Source organism: Burkholderia sp. BCC1993 (assembly GCF_905339865.1).
Classification (GTDB): domain Bacteria; phylum Pseudomonadota; class Gammaproteobacteria; order Burkholderiales; family Burkholderiaceae; genus Burkholderia.
In genome coordinates this window covers 417,210-434,856 of sequence record NZ_CAJPGZ010000003.1, presented here as the reverse complement: position 1 = coordinate 434,856, position 17,647 = coordinate 417,210, and the positions used below count along the sequence as shown (strand labels likewise).

Genomic DNA, 17,647 nt, shown 5'->3' with positions numbered 1-17,647 from the left:
TGGCCGCGGCCTGGGCAGCGGCGAGAACTATACGAAGGTGCTCGAGCCGCTGGCCGACAAGCTGTCGGCGGCACTCGGCGCATCGCGCGCGGCGGTGGACGCCGGCTACGTGCCGAACGACTACCAGGTCGGCCAGACCGGCAAGATCGTCGCACCGCAGCTGTACATCGCGGTCGGCATCTCGGGTGCGATCCAGCATCTGGCCGGCATGAAGGATTCGAAGGTGATCGTTGCGATCAACAAGGATCCCGAAGCGCCGATCTTCAGCGTGGCCGACTACGGCCTCGTCGGCGATCTGCACGAACTCGTCCCGCAGCTGACCGCGTCGCTCTGATTCCTGTAACCCGTCAGGGTCCATCGATCCTGCCTGCATGCCGTGTCATCGCGACCGGCGCGCGATCCACGCGAAGGACCGTAGCCTGATGCCCCGGTCCGAGCGAACCCCCAAGCGCAGTTTTCCACCGGTCAGGAGCCGAGCATGGAACGTATCGCTTCATCTGTCGCCAATCCGTCATTGATCGAGCGTCGCTCGATCGACCATATTCCCGATGCCGAGCGCCACGGCAACCTGTTCAGTCAATTCACCCTGTGGTTCGGCGCGAACCTGCAGGTCACGGCAGTCGTCGTCGGCGCGCTGGCGGTGGTGCTCGGCGGTGACGTGTTCTGGTCGCTGATCGGTTTGCTGGCAGGCCAGGTACTCGGCGGCGCGGTGATGGCGCTGCACGGAGCGCAAGGGCCGCAGCTCGGGCTGCCGCAGATGGTGTCGAGTCGCGTGCAGTTCGGCGTGTACGGCGCGATCGTGCCGCTCGCGCTCGTCTGCGTGATGTATGTCGGATTCTCGGCGGGCGGAACGGTCCTCGCCGGGCAGGCGATCGCAGAATTGCTGCACGTCGGCCATACCGCCGCGATCCTGATCTTCTCCGCGCTCGTCGTTCTGCTCACCGGTCTCGGCTACCGGACGATTCATGTCATGGGGCGCGTATCGAGCATCGTCGGCACGCTCGCCTTCCTGTATCTGTTTGCGAGCTTGCTGCACGGGCACGCGTTCGGCACGTTGCTCGCGAATCGCCACTTCACGCCGGCCTCGTTCCTGCTCGCGGTGTCGTTGTCCGCGTCGTGGCAGATCGCGTACGGACCGTACGTCGCCGACTATTCCCGTTACCTGCCCAGAGCGACGTCGCCCGTCAAGACCTTTGCCGCGGTGTTCTGCGGCACCGTGATCGGCGCGCAGGTGTCGATGACCTTCGGCGTGCTTGCCGCCGCGCTCGCCGGCGATCGCTTCTCCGGGCACGAGGTCGCGTTCATCGTCGGCCTCGGTGCGACCGGCGCGATCGCTGCCGTGCTTTATTTTACGATCGCGCTGGGCAAGCTGACGATCACGACGCTCAACGCGTACGGCAGCGTGATGTCGGTGGCGGCAATCCTGACCGGCTTCGGCGGGCGGCGCGAGATCTCGCCGCGCACGCGCATCGCGTTCGTGCTGTTGACCGTCGCCGCATCGAGCGGGATCGCCCTGGCCGGGCAGCACGATTTCCTGAAGGCGTTCTCGTCGTTCCTGCTGTTTCTGCTGGTGTTCTTCACGCCGTGGAGCGCGATCAACCTCGTCGACTATTACTGTGTCACGCGGGAACGTTACGACGTGCCGGCATTGTTCGAACCGGACGGCCGGTACGGCCGCTGGAACGTCGTCGGCATTGCGGTCTATGCGGTCGGCGTGCTCGTGCAGATGCCGTTCGTCGCAACGGGCTTTTACACCGGGCCGTGGGTCGATGCGCTGGGCGGCGTCGACGTGTCGTGGATCGTCGGCATCGTCGTGCCGGGCCTGCTGTACTTCGTCGCGTCGCGCGGCGCGCTGGCAAGCGTGCCGGATCGCGTGATCCTGTCCGACTCGGCCCGCGACGCCGACTAGGGCGCGGTCCGCGCGCGCTGGCGCGCACCGGGCGGTGGCGTTTCGGGGGCATGCGATGCGGCACGCGCCGCCTCCATCGCCCGCGCAAGCGCATCGAACACCGCCGGCCCCTTGCAGCGCGACACGTTGAAGCGCATGAACGACGTCGCGCTGTGCGACGCGCTGAACACGTTGCCCGGCGCGAGCACCACGTCGTGGTCGAGCGCATGGCGCGCGACGCGCGCGGCATCGAGCCCGTCGGGCAGCTCGGCCCACACGAACAACCCGCCGCGCGGTTCCGTCCAGATCCCGAGCCCGGCGCGCGCGAGCCGCCGGATCGTTTCGCCCATCGCATCGGCCAACTGCATACGCAGGCCGTCGAGATGGCGCCGGTAGGTGCCGTCGACCAGCAGCCTGTGCACGACGTTCGCGCCGATCTGCGCATTGCCGAACGACGTCGCGAGCTTCAGGTCGACGAGCGCGTCGATCCATTCGGGGCGCGCGGCGATGTAGCCGCAGCGGATCGCGGCCGACAGCGTCTTCGAGAAGCTGCCGATCGACACGACGCGCGAGAGCCCGTCGAATGCCGCGAGGCGCGGCGCGGGCGTGCTCTCGAAATCCGCGAAGATGTCGTCCTCGACGATCAGCAGGCCGTGCTCGGCCGCGAGCGTGAGCAACCGGTGCGCGACCGGCGGCGCGAGCGTCGCGCCGGTCGGGTTGTGCAGCGCCGCGTTCGTGATGTACAGGCGCGGCCGGTGCTCGGCGAGCACCTGTTCGAAACGCGCGAGATCGGGGCCGTTCGGCGTGTACGGCACGCTGACGATCCGTGCGCGATGCGCGCGCAGCAGCGCCTGGAAGTTGAAGTAGCACGGATCGTCGAGCACGACGGTGTCGCCCGGCTCCAGCAGCAGCCGGCACACGAGATCGAGCGCGTGCGTGCCGCCGTCGGTCAGCATGATCTGCGCGGGCTCCGCATGGACGCCGTGCTGCGCGAGCCGCCATGCGAGTTGCTGGCGCAACGCGGGCAGCCCGAGCGGCGTCGCGTAGTCGGTCAGCGCGTCGGGTTCGTCGCGCGACACCGCGCGCAGCGCACGTCGCAGGCTCTCGTCCGGCAGCCACGACGACGGCAGCCAGCCGCAACCGGGCTTCACCGAGCCGGGCGCCGCCTCGAGCGACTGGCGCGACAGCCACAGCGGATCGAGCTCGCGATCGAGGCGCGGGCCGAGTTCGGCGAGCGCGAGCGGCGGCGCGTGGCCCGACACGTAGAAGCCGGAGCCGCGCCGTGCGACGAGCACGCCTTCGCTCGCGAGCCGCTCGTACGCGTCGACGACGGTCGATTTCGACACGTGCAGCGCGTCGGCCATCATCCGGATCGACGGCACGCGCGCGCCGGGCATCAGCGCGCGGCTCGCGATCCGCGCGCGCAGCGTGTCCATCACGGTTTCCACGCGCGTGCGCGACGGCGCGGGCGGGGCAGGGTCTTGCACGGAACGGTTCATGGCGGGAGGGAACTGTACGGCTGGTTGTCCAGTACAGTTTGTCCGAATTGTATTGGGCTGTAGCTTACGCGCTTTTCGCGGGCGGCGGATCATCGGTCATCCACCTTGTTCCGACCAGGATTTTCCGTGCAAAAGACGACCGACGGATGGCTCAGCGGCCTGCTGGGCGTGATCATCTTCAGTGGCTCGCTGCCGGCGACGCGTGTCGCCGTGCAGGGGCTCGACCCGCTGTTCCTCACGTTCGCGCGCGCGACGATCGCCGGCGTGCTCGGCCTGATCCTGCTCGTCGCGCTGAAGCAGAAGCGGCCGACGCGTGCCGAGACCGCATCGCTCATCGTCGTCGCGCTCGGGGTCGTGGTCGGTTTTCCGCTGCTGACCGCGCTTGCGCTCAAGCACGTGACGTCCGCGCATGCGATCGTGTTCGTCGGGCTGCTGCCGCTCGCGACCGCGCTGTTCGGCGTCTGGCGCGGCGGCGAACGGCCGCGGCTGCCGTTCTGGGTCTTCTCGCTGGTCGGCAGCGGTGCGGTGGCCGCGTTCGCGCTGCGCAACGGCGGCCGAGCGTCGGTGGCGGGCGATGCGCTGATGCTCGCCGCGATCGTCGCGTGCGGGCTCGGCTATGCGGAAGGTGCGCGCCTGTCGCGCCAGCTCGGCGGCTGGCAGGTGATCTCGTGGGCGCTCGTGCTGTCGCTGCCGGTGATGCTGCCGCTCGCGGGGTTCACGTGGCCCGCGACGTTCGACGGCGTCGACGCCGCCGCGCTGTGGGGGCTCGCGTACGTGTCGCTGTTCAGCATGCTGATCGGCTTCGTGTTCTGGTATCGCGGCCTTGCGCTCGGCGGGATCGCGGGCGTCGGCCAGTTGCAGCTGCTGCAGCCGTTCTTCGGTTTCCTGCTCGCGGCCGGGCTGCTGCACGAGACGGTGCCGCCGTCGATGCTCGTCGTGACGGTCGTGGTCGTCGGCTGCGTGGCCGGTGCGAAGTATTTCTCGAAGATGGCGCCGGTGCGGCGCGCCGGCTGATTCACGCACGGCGCGGTCGCGCGACGACGTGACGGGGCCACCCGTGCGCCGTCGCGCGTGCGCCGTTTACCCCATCACCACGTTCGCGAGCCGGAACTGGTACGCGGTCGCGGTGGTGCCGCCGCCGCCGCCCGTCATCACGATGTCGGCGCTCTTGATGCCGAGCAGCGACAGTTCGGTGTTGATGTCGGACAGCACGGCCGAATTCATCACCGCGCCCTGTTCGATCTGCGACGCGGTGCCGATCCACAGCGTCGGCTTGAACTCGAACACGGCCTTCTGGCCCGGCACGATCCCCGTCTTGTGCGCGAGCAGCCGGTTGTCCTTGAAGACCGACGCGGTGATCGCTCCCTGGCTCAGGTCGTTGCGCAGCTGGATCTCGCGCGACGTCGGGGCGGGGCCGGCTAGCGCGAGCACGTTGCCCGACGTCGAGCGCGACACGTTGAAGACCTGTCCGTTGTCCGCGCGCTTTTGCGGCATGTAGTTGCCGTCGGCATCGCTCGCGGAGACGGTCGTCAACAACGGGAACACGAACGGATGGTTGTCGCCGCGTCCGCAGTTGGTGATGACCTTCCACGCGATCGCGAGCTCGTCGAAGTCCGTCGACACGTTCTTCTGGAAGATCACGATCTGGCTGTTGTTGACGTCGTTCGACAGGTTGACGAAGTTGAGATTGATGTCCATGAGTCACCTAGATTCGATTCGGATAACTGATTGAAATGGCGCCGGCCGTGCATCGCCGGCGCACGGACCGTTACGCCATCACCACGTTTTCCAGCCGGAACGTGAACGGCGTCGAGCGCGGGCCGGGGCCGCCGCCGGTCATCACGATGTCGGCGCTCGCGATGCCGAGCAGCGACAGTTCCGTGTTGATGTCGGAGATCACCGCGGAATTCATCAGCGCGCCCTGTTCGATCTGCGACGCGACACCGATCCAGATCGTCGGCTTGAACTGGAACACCGCCTTCTGGCCCGGCGCGACGGAGGTCTTGCGCGCGAGCGCGTTGCCGTCCTTGTAGATCGTCGCGTTGATCGCGCCGGCCGGCAGGTCGTTGCGCACCTGCACCTCGGAGCTCGCGCCCGGGTCGCCGCCGAGCTGCAGCACGTCGCCCGAGCTGGAGCGTACGACCTGGAACACCTGGCCGTTCGCCGCGACCTGCTGCGGCATGTAGTTGCCCCAGCTGTCGCTCGCGCTCACGCTCATCGTCATCGGGAACTTGAACGGATGGTTGTCGCCCTGGCCGCAATTGCGGATCACCTTCCACGCGATCGCGAGTTCGTCGAAGTCGGTCGCCACGTTCTTCTGGAAGATCACGACGCTCGAGTTGTTGGCGTCGTTCGAGCGGTTGATCAGGTTCAGTTGGATATCCACGTCGTTGCTCCTTGAGTTTGAAAAAAACGGCAGTCGGTCTGCCGCACACCTTTCCCGCCGGCCCGGCCGCGAAGCCGTGCCGTCAAGCCGGTTCAAGCCATGTCGGGCGGCGCTACGCGCGCACGATGTGTTCGAGCGCGAACGCGAACGGCTGCGCGTCGGTGCCGGTGCCCCCGCCCGTCATCACGATGTCGGCGGCGGCGACGCCCGCCAGCGGCAGCATCGTGTTCGCGCTCGACATCACCGCCGCGTGCAGTGCGCGGCTTTCCTGTACCTGCGACGCCACGCCGATCCATAGCGTCGGCGTGAAGCGGAACACCGCCTTCTGCCCGGGCGCGACCGCTTCCTTCACCGCGATCAGCCGGCCCGCGCTGAACGCGTTGACGTTCACGGCGCCGCGCCGCAGCCGATTGACGACTTCGATGTCGCCGCCCGGTGCGTCGTCGGGATCGGGGACGAGCCGCCCGCGTCCCGTCGGCTGCGCGTCCACGACGAAGCGCACGCCGGCGGGCGCCGTGACGCGCGGCGAGAAGTTGCCGTGCTCGTCGCCGAGCGCGACGTCGATGTCGGTCGAGTAGTCGAACGGATGGAAGCAGTCGCGTCCGCAGTAGCGAATCACCTTCCACGCGATCGCGAATGCGTCGAGATCGGGGATCACGTCGCGCTGGAACAGCACGACCTCGCTGTTGCCGCAATCGTTCGAGCGATTGACGAACCGTAGCTTGATGTTCATGACGCTTGCTCCTGCTCGGGTGTGTCGCGTTCGTCGCGCAGCGTGCGGTCGGCCCACTGCGCGAGCGCCGGCGCGATGCCGTTCGCGAGCGACGCGACGTGCAGTGCATGCGCCCGCGCCTGGGCCTGCAGGTCGCCGGCGAAGCGCCCGAGCGCCATCGCGGCATCGGCCGGGCCGCGCGTGCGGCCGAGATCGTCGAGGTATTGCGCGGCCGCGTCGGCCATCGCGCCCGCGTGCTGGAGGTGGCTCTGCGTGAAGCGCGTCGCGAGATCGGCGTTCAGGGCCGCCAGCTCCTTGACCGCGGCGGCCGAACTGCCGAGCCCGAACCGTTCGAGCTGGCCGCGCCACAACGCGTCGGTCGCGGCCTGGCTTGCGTCGGCGTAACGGTGGCCGGCGAGCAGCGCGGTGTGCGCGAACGCGCGCCACGCGGGGCCGCCGGGCGTGCCGCCGGTGCCGGTCGTCTGCGCGGCGACCTTGCCGAACAGCTGGAGCGCGTCGGCGTGCGCGCGTTCCCATTGGGCGATGAACGTGGAGAACATGGCGATTCCTCGTGAAGAAGGAGCGATGACGGCGCGACGGCAGCCGCTACGCGGATTACCGACGCGCGGCGCCGAGGCGCTGCACCATCTGCATCACGGCGGCCATCTGCGGCGCGTCGCGGCGGTAGAAGCCGGGGTTGAGCGGATCGGTGCTCGTATAGCCCCAGAAATCCCAGCAGCCGAGCGGATTGACGGCCGATTTCTCGACCTGCGGATACAGCACGATCAGCCGGTTCGTGTCGGCGATCTCGTTGTAGCCGACGCCGCGAATCATCCGCTCGCCGACGGTCGTGACGTTCTGCACGCAGCCGTGGAACACCACGTGCACCGCGCAGGACGCGCGTTCGCAATCGGCCGGCACGTAGGCGTAGCCCGTATCGCCGAGCGACGCGCGGCGCTGCGGATCGAACGCGCGCTGGTCGAACGCCAGCAGCTTGCCGCCAGCCTGCGCGGCCGGCGGATTGAGCGGCTTGTCGGGCGTGCCGTAGATCCAGCGCACGATGTCGTGCGCCTGCTGAAAGCCGCAGTTGTCGATATACGGGCTCGCGTTCGCACTGCACGCGTTGTCCTCGGGGCGGTTCGTGATGAACGCATGCCCGGCGTCCGGCGATTCGCGGTACTGGAGGCTCGCGGCCGGGACCTGGGCGAGCGTGTAGAAGCGCGCGGTCTGGTCGACGACGCGTGTCGACACCACCGTGTCTTTCGCGCCGCTGAACACGTAGATGCGCTGGCCGCGCAGGTTGGCCGGATCGTCGATCTCGCCGCGCTGCGCGAACGCGCGCGCGGCGCGCCATGCGTCGGCCGCGGATGGCGCGGGGCCGATCGGCTGCATGCACAGCGTGGTCGCGGCCACCGCCGGCGGGATCAGCGCGTTCACGCCCGCGCAATAGAACGGCCCGCCCGCGACGATGCCCGCGCCGATCAGCCGGCTCGAGAACGCGACGTCGAACTGCGCGGCCATGAAGCCGCCGGACGACAGCCCCGACACCGACGTGCGCTGCAGGTCGGCGCCGTATGCGGGAAGCGGATCGGCGAGGGCGGCGAGCGCGGCGTGCGGCGCGAGCGCAGCCAGGGTGGCAACGGTAACGGTTACGGCGGCGGTGACGGCGGCGCAAGCGGCGCCCAGCGCGCGGCGCACTACGTGCGAGGCGGCGGTGCGGGGCAGCGTCGTGCGGCCGGGCGAGCGGGTGACGTTCATGCGGGGCTCCTGTCGTGACGAGTGGTGAATGACAAGGGTTGTAACGGAACGAATGCGGCAAGACTTCAGCGACGGTTTCAGCTTACGGGCAGCCGACGACATGTGAAATGGCGCGAACGACACGCGCGGCGACCCGTGACGTTCGGCCGGTGCGGCGTCACGGCGCTCACGACAGAAACAGCGCGCGCTCGGCCTGGCGGCGCTTCGTGAGGCCCGCGAGCGGCTTGCCGCCGGCCTTGTTCCAGACGAGGAACTGGTCGGCCGCCCGCGCGCTCGCGCCGGCGTTCAGGTAGCGCAGCAAGGTCGACGAGCGCAGCCGTCCGGCGCCGAGATTGAAGACGAACGACATCAGCGCATCGAACTGCTGCTGCGTGACCGGCACGCGCAACAGCTTGCGCAGGTTCAGCTCGGCGCCGCGCAGGTCATGCCGCAGCAGCGCCTCCGCTTCGGCCGGGGTCAGCGGGCGCGTGAAGCGCTCGTTCGGCAGGATCAGGTGTCCGTAGCCGATCGTCGGCTTGCCGACCGCGTCGAGATAGCGCGCGAGCCGCAGCCCCTCGAACTGCTTGATCAGCGCGATGCCTTGCTCGCCGGTGCGTTCAGGCTGGTTCGCCATCGTCGTTCTCCTTGCTGCCCGGCCGTGCGCGCGGCACCAGGCGATGCGTGTATTCGTCGATCACGCGCATGATCGCTTCGGGCGGCGGCAGCGCCGCGAACTGCATTTCGATGTCGATGTGCTCGGTGTCTCGTTGCCGCGCACTGCCCGGCGGGGCGTCCTTCTTCCCCGAGCGCGGCGCGAACGTCACGTAGAAGCGGCCGCGCTGGTCGTCGTTGCCCGAGATGCCGCCGGCCGGCAGCGCCTCGGTGAAGTCGCCGCGCACGGTCAGGTGCACGATCATCCGGTCGAGCGCGAGCCCGCGCGGCGTGGCGAGCGCGACGAGCGGCACCGGCATCGTGTGCTCCGCGTCGAGCGCGACCGTGACCTCGCGCGGCGCGAGCAGGCCGTCGTCGCGCAGATCGAAGAACTGGTCGAGCACGGCGGTGTACTGGTGCGCGAGCAGCTGGTTCGCGGCGGCGGCCGCGTGCTGCATCCCGCGTGCGATCTCGTCGAGCGCGATGCCGCGCGGCGGCGGGCGTTCATCGTCGGCCGGGGCGCCGGGCGGCGGGGCGGGTGGGGTAGGCGGCGCTGGCGGAACGGGCGGCAAGCCGCCCGCGAAGGCGCCGGGTGCGGCGGCCGGGGCGTCATTCACGCCCGACGCGGCGCCGGCCGGCCAGCCGGCGGCATTGGTCGGCGCGTGGCGCGCCGGATCGACGCCTACCGCCGCCGGCGCCGCGCCGCCCGTGCCGGCGACCGCGTCCGGGCCCGCGTCCGGGCCCGCGCCCGCGACCGCGCCGCTACGGCCCGCCACCGCCCCGGCCGGCGGCGGGACCGGCCCGTCCGGTTCCGGCCGGCCGCTGCCGCCGCCCGGACGCGCATCCCCGTCGTCGTGCCCGCCGCCGCCCGCGCGGCGCGACCGTCTGAAGAGCCTGAACATGGCCGGTCCGCGCGCTTACGCGTGCGCCGGCTGCTGGGCATCCGCACCGGCTCCGGCAGGCGCGGCCGCGCTGCCGCCCGACCCGGACGCGTCGCCGACCAGCTTGCCGTCGGTCGGCGTCGTCGGCAGCGGCTTCACGGCCTTCGCGTTGCCTTCGGTGACGACCGGCTTGGTCGCGGCCTCGGTCAGGAAGTCGATCACCCGCATCAGCGCTTCGGGCGGCGACTGGCGCTTCACCTGCGTATGGATCGAATATTTCGCGCGCGTGTCGGTGCTGCGCGTCTGCTCCGCCTTGTGCGACACGCGCCCGGACACGCTGACGCTGATCGGCCCCCAGCCGAACTTCGCCTGGAATTCGCCGCCGGCCTCGGTCGACGACGACGACTTCTCCGACTGCGTGATCTCCATCTCGAAGTCGATCGTGCCTTCCTCGATCGCGATGATCGGATGGACGATCGCCGCGAGCAGCGGGATGCGCATCGTCTTCTGCACGACGCCTTTCGACACGCCGCTTTCGTCCACCAGCGTCTCGTCGTAGTCGAACTGGACGGCCACGGCCTTGCCGCCCTGGATGCAGACCTGCATCAGGAAATCCGCGTAGCTCTTCGCGGCCTGCGTCTGCGCGCTGATCATCGCCTTTAACGGGCCGGCGATCATTTGGTCCATGGGTAAAGCGTTAATCACTGAGCCGATGAAATTCGCGTCCATGAATAAACTCCTCTTCGTGTTGAAGACAACGGAAATTCGCTGTCGTTATTCACATTAGGAAATTGAAGACGTTTACCAAATATGACGTCCGTCACGTCCGGCGGCCCGGGCCGGCCCGCGGCGGGCATCGGCACGTGCGGCGGGGCGCGGCGTGGACGAATTAGGCCATTCGTCACGGAGCGACGGGCCTAGTGCGCGGTGCGTAAAACAGCGGTAAAAAAAACGCCGGGTAGGGAAGCAAATAAACCTAAACCGAGCATCCCGATTTCGAGGAAACCGCGCAATGAACGTTCTGATGATCGATAGCCCGCCGTTATTCGTCGCGGGCGTGGCGGACGTACTGTGTAAACGCGATGTCGACTGGCATGTCTGGTCGGCCCGCCGTCCCGAGGACGTCTTGCGCTTGCGCGACGCGTTGCTGCCCGAGACGGTCGAGGCGATCACGATCGAATGCGACGAGCATGCCGCACGGCCGAGCTGGCCGAACGTGCTGCACGAGACGTTCGCCGGCGCGCCGTGGCTGTGCGTGGTGGCCGCCGTGTGCCGCCGCACGATTGCCGATGCGCTGCTGGCGGGGGCGGCCGGCATCATCGACCGGCACGCGAGCGCCGACGAGTTCGCGGATGCGCTCGGCCGGGTCGCGGCCGGCGCGATCTACGTGCCGCCGAACGACGGCGGCGCGACGCAGGCGCGCCCGGGCGGCGTGCCGGCCGGCGACGATCGCGCATTCGAGCGCCTCACGCCGCGCCAGCGCGACGTGCTGCGGCTGCTGGCCGAAGGCAAGTCGAACAAGCAGATCTGCCGCGTGCTGAACGTCGCGGAAGGCACGATCAAGAACCACCTGTATGCGCTGTTTCGCCAGATCGGCGTGAGCAACCGGACCGAGGCCGCATTGTGGCTCGCGCGCCACGTGCCGGCCGAGCCGGCGGCATTCGCGTTCGCGCCGGCCTGCAGTTCGCCCGGCTGACGCCGGTCGCGACGGGCCCCGGTGGGTGCCGGCATCCGGCGTCGCGTTGCGTTGAAGTCCATACGGCCAGAGGTGGGGTGCCCAGGCCGGTCATCGGTAGCGGCGAGCCGCGTGGCCGAGTACATGGCACGCGCGTGGCGACGGGCGTGCCGGAAGCGGCGAACGGGCCGCGCAGGTCGCGCGCCCCGTTCGGCGGCGCCCGTCGATATCGGGCGCCGGCATGCTTACGCGACGTGCGCGACGCCGTACTGCGACGACAGGTAGCGCCGGATATCGGCCGGCGAATCGATGAAGCGGCGGCCGTTGTGTTCGCGAATCCCGACCGCGTCGTCCTTCGGCGCCTGTCCGTCGCCGAGCACGAGCACCGGCGCCGACTGGTTGTCCTCGCCGATCAGCGCGACGATCGGCCGGCGCGGGCGCGGCGCGTCGACGTACTCGACCGAGACGGCGTCGCGCAACTGCGGATAGAAGCTCAGCAGCCCTTCGACGGCAACCGAGTCACCGCAGTAGAACGGACCTTCGGAGTCCTTGAAGAAACCCGGGCGGAGAATGAACAGCGTGTCTTTCATGATGGCCTCGCTATCAGTGGTGGTCGAACGTTGAAGAAAAGGGGAGTGCGGGGTGATGCGCGCGACGTGCCCGATGTCAGGCTTCCGCGAGCGCGGCCGCGGCGGCGCGCATGCGTGCGAAACCGGCGTCGAGGTCGGCGATCATGTCGTCCGGATGCTCGAGCCCTGCGTGGATGCGCAGCAGCGGGCCGGCCGCCTTCCATTGCGTCGCGGTCCGCTGGCGCGACGGATTCGACGGGATGATCAGGCTTTCGAAGCCGCCCCAGCTGTAGCCCATGCCGAAGCACGTCAGGCCGTCGAGCAGCGCGCGCACCGCGTCGTCGGGCTGCGGGTGCAGCACCAGGCCGAACAAGCCGCACGCACCGGTGAAGTCGCGCTGCCACAGCGCGTGGCCGGCATCACCCGGCCGGGCCGGATACAGGATCTGTGCGACTTCCGGCTGTCGCGCGAGCCATTCGGTCAGCACGTGCGCGTTGCGCTGGTGGCGTTCGAGGCGCACCGACAGCGTGCGCAGGCCGCGCAGCGCGAGATACGCGTCGTCGCCGCTGACGGTCATCCCGAGCTGCCGGTAGCAGCGCGTGACCTTCTGCGCGAGCGCCTCGGTCGTCAGGATCACACCCATCAGCACGTCGGAGTGTCCGGCGATGTATTTGGTCGCCGCGTGAATCGATACGTCGACGCCGTGCGAGAACGAACGGAAATTCAGCGGCGTGCCCCACGTGTTGTCGAGCAGCACGACCGCATCGTGCTGGTGCGCGACGCGGCAGATCGCGGGGATGTCCTGCACTTCGAAAGTCAGCGAGCCCGGCGATTCGGTAAAGACCGCGCGCGTGTTCGGCCGCATCAGCGACGCGATGCCGGCGCCGAGCGACGGATCGTAGTAGGTCGTCTCGATGCCGAGGCGGGCGAGCGTCTCGTCGCAGAACGAGCGGGTCGGGTCGTACACCGAATCGGCCATCAGCAGATGGTCGCCGGGATTCAGCACCGCGAGCAGCGCGGTCGTGATCGCGCTGAGCCCACTCGGCGTCAACAGCGCCGCATGCGCGCCTTCGAGGCGCGCGAGCGCCTTTTCAAGCGCGCGCGTGGTCGGGCTGCCGTGCCGGCCGTACGCGAGCGGCGTGCCGCGCACCGCGTCGAGCGCGTCGGTGCCGTGAAAGAGCAGCGTCGACTGGCGATACACGGGCGGGTTCACCGGCGAGCCGGGCTGGCCGTGTGCGCGGCCTTCGTGAGCGAGCAGGGTGTCGGTCGAGTGCAGTGGGTTCAAGATGTCGTCCTTTGAAAGTCGGTCAAGTCGGTGCGAAGCCGTCGCGCGGTCAGTGCAGGATCTTGTCGAGGAAGTCGCGCGCGCGTTCGGAGCGCGGCGCGGCGAAGAACGCATCGCTCGCCGCGTCCTCGACCACCGCGCCCTGGTCCATGAAGATCACGCGATGCGCGACTTTCCTCGCGAAGCCCATCTCGTGCGTGACGCACACCATCGTCATGCCTTCGCGCGCGAGCTCGACCATCACGTCGAGCACTTCGTTGATCATCTCGGGGTCGAGCGCGGAGGTCGGCTCGTCGAACAGCATCGCGACCGGGTTCATCGACAGCGCGCGCGCAATCGCGACGCGTTGCTGCTGCCCGCCGGACAGTTGCCCCGGATACTTGTGCGCATGCGCCTTCAGGCCGACGCGATCGAGCAGCTTCATTGCGTTCTCGATCGCTTCGTCCTTGCGGCGGCCGAGTACCTTGACCTGCGCGAGCGTCAGGTTGTCGGTGATCGACAGGTGCGGAAACAGCTCGAAATGCTGGAACACCATGCCGACGCGTGCGCGCAGCTGCGCGAGTTTCGCGGCGGGATCGCCGAGCCGCATGCCGTCGACGACGATGCTGCCTTTCTGGAACGGCTCGAGACCGTTGATCGTCTTGATCAGCGTCGACTTGCCGGAGCCCGACGGCCCGCAGACGACGACCACTTCGCCTTTCGATACCGCCGCGCTGCATGCGGAGAGGACCTGATGCTTGCCGTACCACTTGGAGACGTTGTCGAGCGTAATCATGGGTTGTCCGTGGATGAGGTTCGGATTGAATGGCATGCGCATTGGTCAATGCGTGGACGGCAGCGAGAGGCGCGTCTCGACACGGCCCTGCAGGCGCGTGAGCAGCGTGCTCAGCACCCAGTAGATCGCGGCGGCCGCGAGATAGAGCGGCAGCGGCTGGAACGTCGCGGCGATCACTTCCTGGGTCGAGCGCAGCAGCTCGGTGACGGTGATCACCGATACGAGCGACGTGTCCTTGATCAGGCTGACCAGCGTGTTGCCGAGGCTCGGCACCGCGAGGCGCAGCGCCTGCGGGCAGACGATGTAGCGCAGCGTCTGCACGTGCGTGAGGCCGAGGCTGTGCGCGGCCGCCCATTGCCCGCGGCCGATGCCGAGGATCGCGCCGCGCATGCTTTCCGACAGGTAGGCTCCGGCGTTGAGCGTCAGCGTGAAGATGCCGGCCGTCGTCGGGTCGAGCGTGATGCCGAGATCGGGCAGCCCGTAGTAGACGACGAACATCTGCACGAGCAGCGGCGTGCCGCGCATCAGGCTGACGTAGCCCTGCGCGAGACCGGATGCGAGCCGGTTGTTGCCGATCCGCATGATCGCGACCACGAGCCCGACGACGAGGCCGAGCGCCATCGACGCCACCGCGAACTTCAGCGTGAACAGCGCGCCCTTCACCATCACGGGCAGGGTTTGAATGACCAGATCGAGTGCTTCCATCGCGTGTCTCCTGATTGTGTGTCGTGTGCCGCCTGGGTGCCGCCCGTGGGGCGGCGATGTGGCGGCCGGCCCGCGCGTGCGTGCGCGCGGGCGCGTGGCGGCTGCGTTATTGCGTGATGGGTTTCGTCGTGTCCGAGCCGAACCACTGCATCGAGATCTTCTTCAGCGTGCCGTCCTGCTGCAGCGACGCGACCGCGTCGTCGAGCGCCTTCGCGAACTTCGGATTGCCCTTGCGGAACGGGATGCCCATCCGGTCCTCGCCGCCGGCGAGCACGGAACCCGGGCGCAGCGGCAGGTGCGAGTTCTTGATCAGGTAGCTCAGCATCAGGCGGTCGTTGACCGCCGCGTCGATACGGCCGGCCGCGAGGTCGCGCAGGTTCTCCGGCGTGCCCGGATAGACCTGCAGGTCGACCGCGGGCACCGTCTTCACGAGATCGACGTAGTTGCTGCCCATCGTCACGCCGACCTTCTTGCCCTTCAGCTCGTCGAGCGACTTGAACGCACGCGAGTCGTTCTGGCGTTGCAGCAGCTGCGCGGACGAATACACATACGGCGTGCTGAAGTCGAGTGCCTGCTGGCGCGACGGCGTGATCGCGACCTGGTTGACGATCACGTCGAACTTGCCGGCCTGCAGCCCGGCGAGAATCCCGCTCCATTCGGTCGTGACGAACTGCGGCTTCACGCCGAGCCGCGCGGCGACCGCCTTCGCGACGTCGACGTCGAACCCTTCGAGTTGTCCTTCGGCATTGCGGTAGTCGAACGGCGGGTAGGTGCCTTCGAGCGCGATCTTCAGCACGCCGGCCTGCTTGACGGTGTCGAGCAGGTCCGCCGCGTGCGAGGCCGTGGCCGCCACGCAGAGGAGGGCGGCGGCGAGGCCTTGCTTGAGCATCGGGGTGAAGGGTTTCATGGTTGTCTCCAGGGTGGTTGTCGAAACGTCGTTGTCGAAAATTCAGGGCGAGCGCGTCCGCGGCGACGGGCGGTGTCGCCTTGGGCGGGAACAGGCCGCAGCAGCGTGCGGCGGGGGAAATCGACGCGGTGACGGCGGCGCGCGCCGTTCACCGCCGCGCGTTACGGCATGCGTTCGCGCACGATCGCGCTACGGTGGACGTGTGGATGGAACACGCGGCGATGCGGATCGCCGCGCAAGCACGGCGCAAGCGGCGACGATTCGCCGACAGCGACGCGCGTGGTGTGGCTGACGTGCGCGGTGGACCGCATGACGTGCCGCGCGGCGTTCGTATCGAACGGCTTGCGGCGCGCGGCGAAGAGTTCAAGCATCGTGTTCATGAGTGCCCGTGCGGCTTGCGAATGGGGTAGACCGGCTGCATCGTCGATGCGTATCCGGTGACGCAAATGCTGAACGACTGACGGCAATCTTAGTTTTGTCAAAAAGGAAAGTGCTTCCAAAAACGCACGGACTTTTCACGCGGCGTGGAATGTTTTTCTCCGTACGACAAACACGATGCAAGCGATCTGCTGCGGTTGCACGGGGTGCGCAGCATCGGGTGCTACGACGCGGTCGAGCGGTTGCCCCGAGGACAACCGCCGAAAAGCAAAACGGCCACGCATGCCGATGGCGGCATGTGTGGCCGTCGGCGTTCGATGCGTCGAACGCGGTGCGACTACGCGTGTTACTCGAACGTTTCGAGCGCGAGCAGTTCGTCGATCGTCTGCCGGCGGCGGATCAGTCGCGGCGTGCCGCGATCGACGAGCACTTCCGGCGCGAGCGGCCGGCTGTTGTAGTTCGAGGACATCGACGCGCCGTAGGCGCCCGCATCGTGCAGGAACAGCAGGTCGCCGATCTGCGGCTGCGCGAGCTTGCGGTGCGTGACCACGCCGCCGGCATCCTGCGTGAACACGTCGCCGGATTCGCACAGCGGCCCCGCGATCGCGATGTCGACGAGCGGCCGGCCGGCCGGCAGCGCGCCGTCCTGCGCGTGCACGGACACCGCGTGGTAGCTGCCGTACATCGACGGCCGCATCAGGTCGTTGAAGCCCGCGTCGATCAGCACGAAATCGTGCTTCGGACGGCGGTTCACGGCCTGCACTTCGGTGACGAGCGTGCCGGCCTCGGCGACGAGGAAGCGGCCCGGTTCGATCTCGATGCGCACCGCGTGGCCGAGATGCCGTTCGATCCGCTTGCGCGCGGCATCCCACTGGCTGAAGTAGTGACCGACGTCGACGCGCGGCTCGCCGTCGCGATACGGAATCGACAGCCCGCCGCCGGCGGAGATCGCTTCGATGTCGTGGCCGAGCGACGTGACGAGGTCGACCATCGCGTCGCACACCTGCGACAGGTGGCCGTAGTCGACGCCCGAGCCGATATGCATGTGGATGCCGACCAGCTTCAGCCCGTACTGGCGCACGATCTCGATCGCGCGCGGCACGTCGTCGATCCAGATCCCGTGCTTGCTCTGCGGGCCGCCGGTGTTGGTCTTGTTGCTGTGGCCGTGGCCGAAGCCGGGGTTCACGCGCAGCCACACGCGGTGGCCGGGCGCATGCTCGCCGACGCGCGCGAGCATGTCGAGCGAGCCGGCGTTCACGGTCACGCCGTGCTTCAGCACGGCCGCGAGCGTCGGACGGTCGATCAGGTCGGCCGTGAACACGACGCCTTCCGGCTCGCCCGCCGGACTGAACCCGGCCGCGAGGCTGCGCTCGATCTCGCCGAGCGACACGGCGTCGACGCACGCGCCTTCTTCGCGCATCAGCTTCAGGATATGCAGGTTCGAGTTCGCCTTCTGCGCATAGCGGATCACGTCGAACTGGCGCAGTTGGGCGATGCGGTCGCGGATGACGTCGGCGTCGTACACCCACAGCGGGGTGCCGTATTGCTGCGCGAGCGTCGCGAGCTGGCGGGAATCGAGGGACATGGCGGATGAATCGG

Annotated in this window: 20 protein-coding genes; 4 read left to right on the top strand and 16 right to left on the bottom strand. The window is 68.6% G+C overall.

Features of this window, described 5'->3' with window-relative positions; genetic code table 11:
* Together U4Y91_RS07075 and U4Y91_RS07070 are read left to right on the top strand one after the other, a co-directional pair.
* The coding region (locus U4Y91_RS07075) for an electron transfer flavoprotein subunit alpha/FixB family protein (protein ID WP_321804381.1) at positions 1 to 334 on the top strand (334 nt) is incomplete at its 5' end.
* 144 nt (positions 335 to 478) lie between these two features.
* Complete coding sequence (locus U4Y91_RS07070; RefSeq protein WP_321804379.1) at positions 479 to 1,909, top strand: cytosine permease; 1,431 nt, start codon at positions 479 to 481, stop codon at positions 1,907 to 1,909.
* On the opposite strand, the gene U4Y91_RS07065 is transcribed toward U4Y91_RS07070, so the two are convergent.
* Positions 1,906 to 3,387, bottom strand: coding sequence for a PLP-dependent aminotransferase family protein (locus tag U4Y91_RS07065; protein ID WP_321804377.1), 1,482 nt, complete (start codon positions 3,385 to 3,387; stop codon positions 1,906 to 1,908). The genes U4Y91_RS07070 and U4Y91_RS07065 overlap by 4 nt on opposite strands.
* A 126-nt stretch (positions 3,388 to 3,513) precedes the next feature.
* Here U4Y91_RS07065 and U4Y91_RS07060 point away from each other — a divergent pair, with 126 nt between their 5' ends.
* On the top strand, positions 3,514 to 4,401 hold the full coding sequence (locus U4Y91_RS07060) for a DMT family transporter (RefSeq protein WP_321804375.1): 888 nt from the start codon (positions 3,514 to 3,516) through the stop codon (positions 4,399 to 4,401).
* A 66-nt stretch (positions 4,402 to 4,467) separates the two neighbouring features.
* Here the strand turns inward: U4Y91_RS07060 and U4Y91_RS07055 are convergent, their stop codons facing one another.
* The 8 genes from U4Y91_RS07055 to U4Y91_RS07020 form a co-directional block, all read right to left on the bottom strand.
* Positions 4,468 to 5,085, bottom strand: coding sequence for a hypothetical protein (locus tag U4Y91_RS07055; RefSeq protein WP_044848965.1), 618 nt, complete (start codon positions 5,083 to 5,085; stop codon positions 4,468 to 4,470).
* Positions 5,086 to 5,155: 70 nt separating this feature from the next.
* Entirely contained in the window at positions 5,156 to 5,773 is a 618-nt protein-coding gene (locus tag U4Y91_RS07050) for a hypothetical protein (protein ID WP_044848966.1), read from the bottom strand.
* Between the two features lie 112 nt (positions 5,774 to 5,885).
* A complete protein-coding gene (locus tag U4Y91_RS07045) occupies positions 5,886 to 6,506 on the bottom strand; it encodes a hypothetical protein (protein ID WP_321804373.1) in 621 nt (206 codons plus the stop codon).
* A complete protein-coding gene (locus tag U4Y91_RS07040; protein WP_321804372.1) occupies positions 6,503 to 7,045 on the bottom strand; it encodes a hypothetical protein in 543 nt (180 codons plus the stop codon). The genes U4Y91_RS07045 and U4Y91_RS07040 overlap by 4 nt, the downstream gene beginning before the upstream one ends.
* Positions 7,046 to 7,100: 55 nt before the next feature.
* A complete protein-coding gene (locus U4Y91_RS07035) occupies positions 7,101 to 8,243 on the bottom strand; it encodes a poly(3-hydroxybutyrate) depolymerase (protein WP_321804370.1) in 1,143 nt (380 codons plus the stop codon).
* Between the two features lie 166 nt (positions 8,244 to 8,409).
* Complete coding sequence (locus U4Y91_RS07030) at positions 8,410 to 8,856, bottom strand: lysozyme (protein WP_124522391.1); 447 nt, start codon at positions 8,854 to 8,856, stop codon at positions 8,410 to 8,412.
* Positions 8,840 to 9,775: a DUF2589 domain-containing protein gene (locus U4Y91_RS07025; RefSeq protein ID WP_321804367.1), complete on the bottom strand. Its 936-nt coding sequence runs from the start codon at positions 9,773 to 9,775 to the stop codon at positions 8,840 to 8,842. The genes U4Y91_RS07030 and U4Y91_RS07025 overlap by 17 nt, the downstream gene beginning before the upstream one ends.
* Positions 9,776 to 9,790: 15 nt before the next feature.
* Positions 9,791 to 10,483 (bottom strand): DUF2589 domain-containing protein, encoded by a 693-nt coding sequence (locus tag U4Y91_RS07020; RefSeq protein WP_321804365.1) that lies wholly within the window; start codon positions 10,481 to 10,483, stop codon positions 9,791 to 9,793.
* Between the two features lie 283 nt (positions 10,484 to 10,766).
* Between U4Y91_RS07020 and U4Y91_RS07015 the strand changes: the two genes are divergently transcribed.
* Entirely contained in the window at positions 10,767 to 11,450 is a 684-nt protein-coding gene (locus tag U4Y91_RS07015; protein ID WP_321804364.1) for a response regulator transcription factor, read from the top strand.
* A 224-nt stretch (positions 11,451 to 11,674) separates the two neighbouring features.
* On the opposite strand, the gene U4Y91_RS07010 is transcribed toward U4Y91_RS07015, so the two are convergent.
* From U4Y91_RS07010 to lysA, 7 genes are all read right to left on the bottom strand, one after another.
* Complete coding sequence (locus U4Y91_RS07010; protein ID WP_124628100.1) at positions 11,675 to 12,019, bottom strand: DUF3088 domain-containing protein; 345 nt, start codon at positions 12,017 to 12,019, stop codon at positions 11,675 to 11,677.
* Positions 12,020 to 12,095: 76 nt separating this feature from the next.
* Entirely contained in the window at positions 12,096 to 13,283 is a 1,188-nt protein-coding gene (gene metC, locus U4Y91_RS07005) for a cystathionine beta-lyase (protein ID WP_321804362.1), read from the bottom strand.
* A 49-nt stretch (positions 13,284 to 13,332) separates the two neighbouring features.
* The gene (locus U4Y91_RS07000; RefSeq protein WP_321804361.1) at positions 13,333 to 14,058 is read right to left on the bottom strand and encodes an amino acid ABC transporter ATP-binding protein; all 726 of its coding nucleotides are present in this window, start codon (positions 14,056 to 14,058) and stop codon (positions 13,333 to 13,335) included.
* Between the two features lie 45 nt (positions 14,059 to 14,103).
* Positions 14,104 to 14,763: an amino acid ABC transporter permease gene (locus tag U4Y91_RS06995; RefSeq protein WP_321804359.1), complete on the bottom strand. Its 660-nt coding sequence runs from the start codon at positions 14,761 to 14,763 to the stop codon at positions 14,104 to 14,106.
* Between the two features lie 106 nt (positions 14,764 to 14,869).
* Positions 14,870 to 15,670: a transporter substrate-binding domain-containing protein gene (locus tag U4Y91_RS06990; RefSeq protein WP_321804357.1), complete on the bottom strand. Its 801-nt coding sequence runs from the start codon at positions 15,668 to 15,670 to the stop codon at positions 14,870 to 14,872.
* A 161-nt stretch (positions 15,671 to 15,831) separates the two neighbouring features.
* Positions 15,832 to 16,170 carry a hypothetical protein gene (locus tag U4Y91_RS06985; protein WP_321804355.1) on the bottom strand — a complete coding sequence of 113 codons (339 nt, stop codon included), beginning with the start codon at positions 16,168 to 16,170 and terminating at the stop codon, positions 15,832 to 15,834.
* Between the two features lie 224 nt (positions 16,171 to 16,394).
* The gene (gene lysA, locus U4Y91_RS06980) at positions 16,395 to 17,633 is read right to left on the bottom strand and encodes a diaminopimelate decarboxylase (RefSeq protein ID WP_321804353.1); all 1,239 of its coding nucleotides are present in this window, start codon (positions 17,631 to 17,633) and stop codon (positions 16,395 to 16,397) included.
* Positions 17,634 to 17,647 lie beyond the last annotated feature (14 nt).

Coding starts and splice junctions, on each gene's coding strand:
- U4Y91_RS07070 (WP_321804379.1), top strand. CDS start 479: ATGGAACGTATCGCTTCATCTGTCGCCAATCCGTCATTGATCGAGCGT.
- U4Y91_RS07065 (WP_321804377.1), bottom strand. CDS start 3,387: ATGAACCGTTCCGTGCAAGACCCTGCCCCGCCCGCGCCGTCGCGCACG.
- U4Y91_RS07055 (WP_044848965.1), bottom strand. CDS start 5,085: ATGGACATCAATCTCAACTTCGTCAACCTGTCGAACGACGTCAACAAC.
- U4Y91_RS07045 (WP_321804373.1), bottom strand. CDS start 6,506: ATGAACATCAAGCTACGGTTCGTCAATCGCTCGAACGATTGCGGCAAC.
- U4Y91_RS07040 (WP_321804372.1), bottom strand. CDS start 7,045: ATGTTCTCCACGTTCATCGCCCAATGGGAACGCGCGCACGCCGACGCG.
- U4Y91_RS07035 (WP_321804370.1), bottom strand. CDS start 8,243: ATGAACGTCACCCGCTCGCCCGGCCGCACGACGCTGCCCCGCACCGCC.
- U4Y91_RS07030 (WP_124522391.1), bottom strand. CDS start 8,856: ATGGCGAACCAGCCTGAACGCACCGGCGAGCAAGGCATCGCGCTGATC.
- U4Y91_RS07025 (WP_321804367.1), bottom strand. CDS start 9,775: ATGTTCAGGCTCTTCAGACGGTCGCGCCGCGCGGGCGGCGGCGGGCAC.
- U4Y91_RS07020 (WP_321804365.1), bottom strand. CDS start 10,483: ATGGACGCGAATTTCATCGGCTCAGTGATTAACGCTTTACCCATGGAC.
- U4Y91_RS07015 (WP_321804364.1), top strand. CDS start 10,767: ATGAACGTTCTGATGATCGATAGCCCGCCGTTATTCGTCGCGGGCGTG.
- U4Y91_RS07010 (WP_124628100.1), bottom strand. CDS start 12,019: ATGAAAGACACGCTGTTCATTCTCCGCCCGGGTTTCTTCAAGGACTCC.
- U4Y91_RS07000 (WP_321804361.1), bottom strand. CDS start 14,058: ATGATTACGCTCGACAACGTCTCCAAGTGGTACGGCAAGCATCAGGTC.
- U4Y91_RS06995 (WP_321804359.1), bottom strand. CDS start 14,763: ATGGAAGCACTCGATCTGGTCATTCAAACCCTGCCCGTGATGGTGAAG.
- U4Y91_RS06990 (WP_321804357.1), bottom strand. CDS start 15,670: ATGAAACCCTTCACCCCGATGCTCAAGCAAGGCCTCGCCGCCGCCCTC.
- lysA (WP_321804353.1), bottom strand. CDS start 17,633: ATGTCCCTCGATTCCCGCCAGCTCGCGACGCTCGCGCAGCAATACGGC.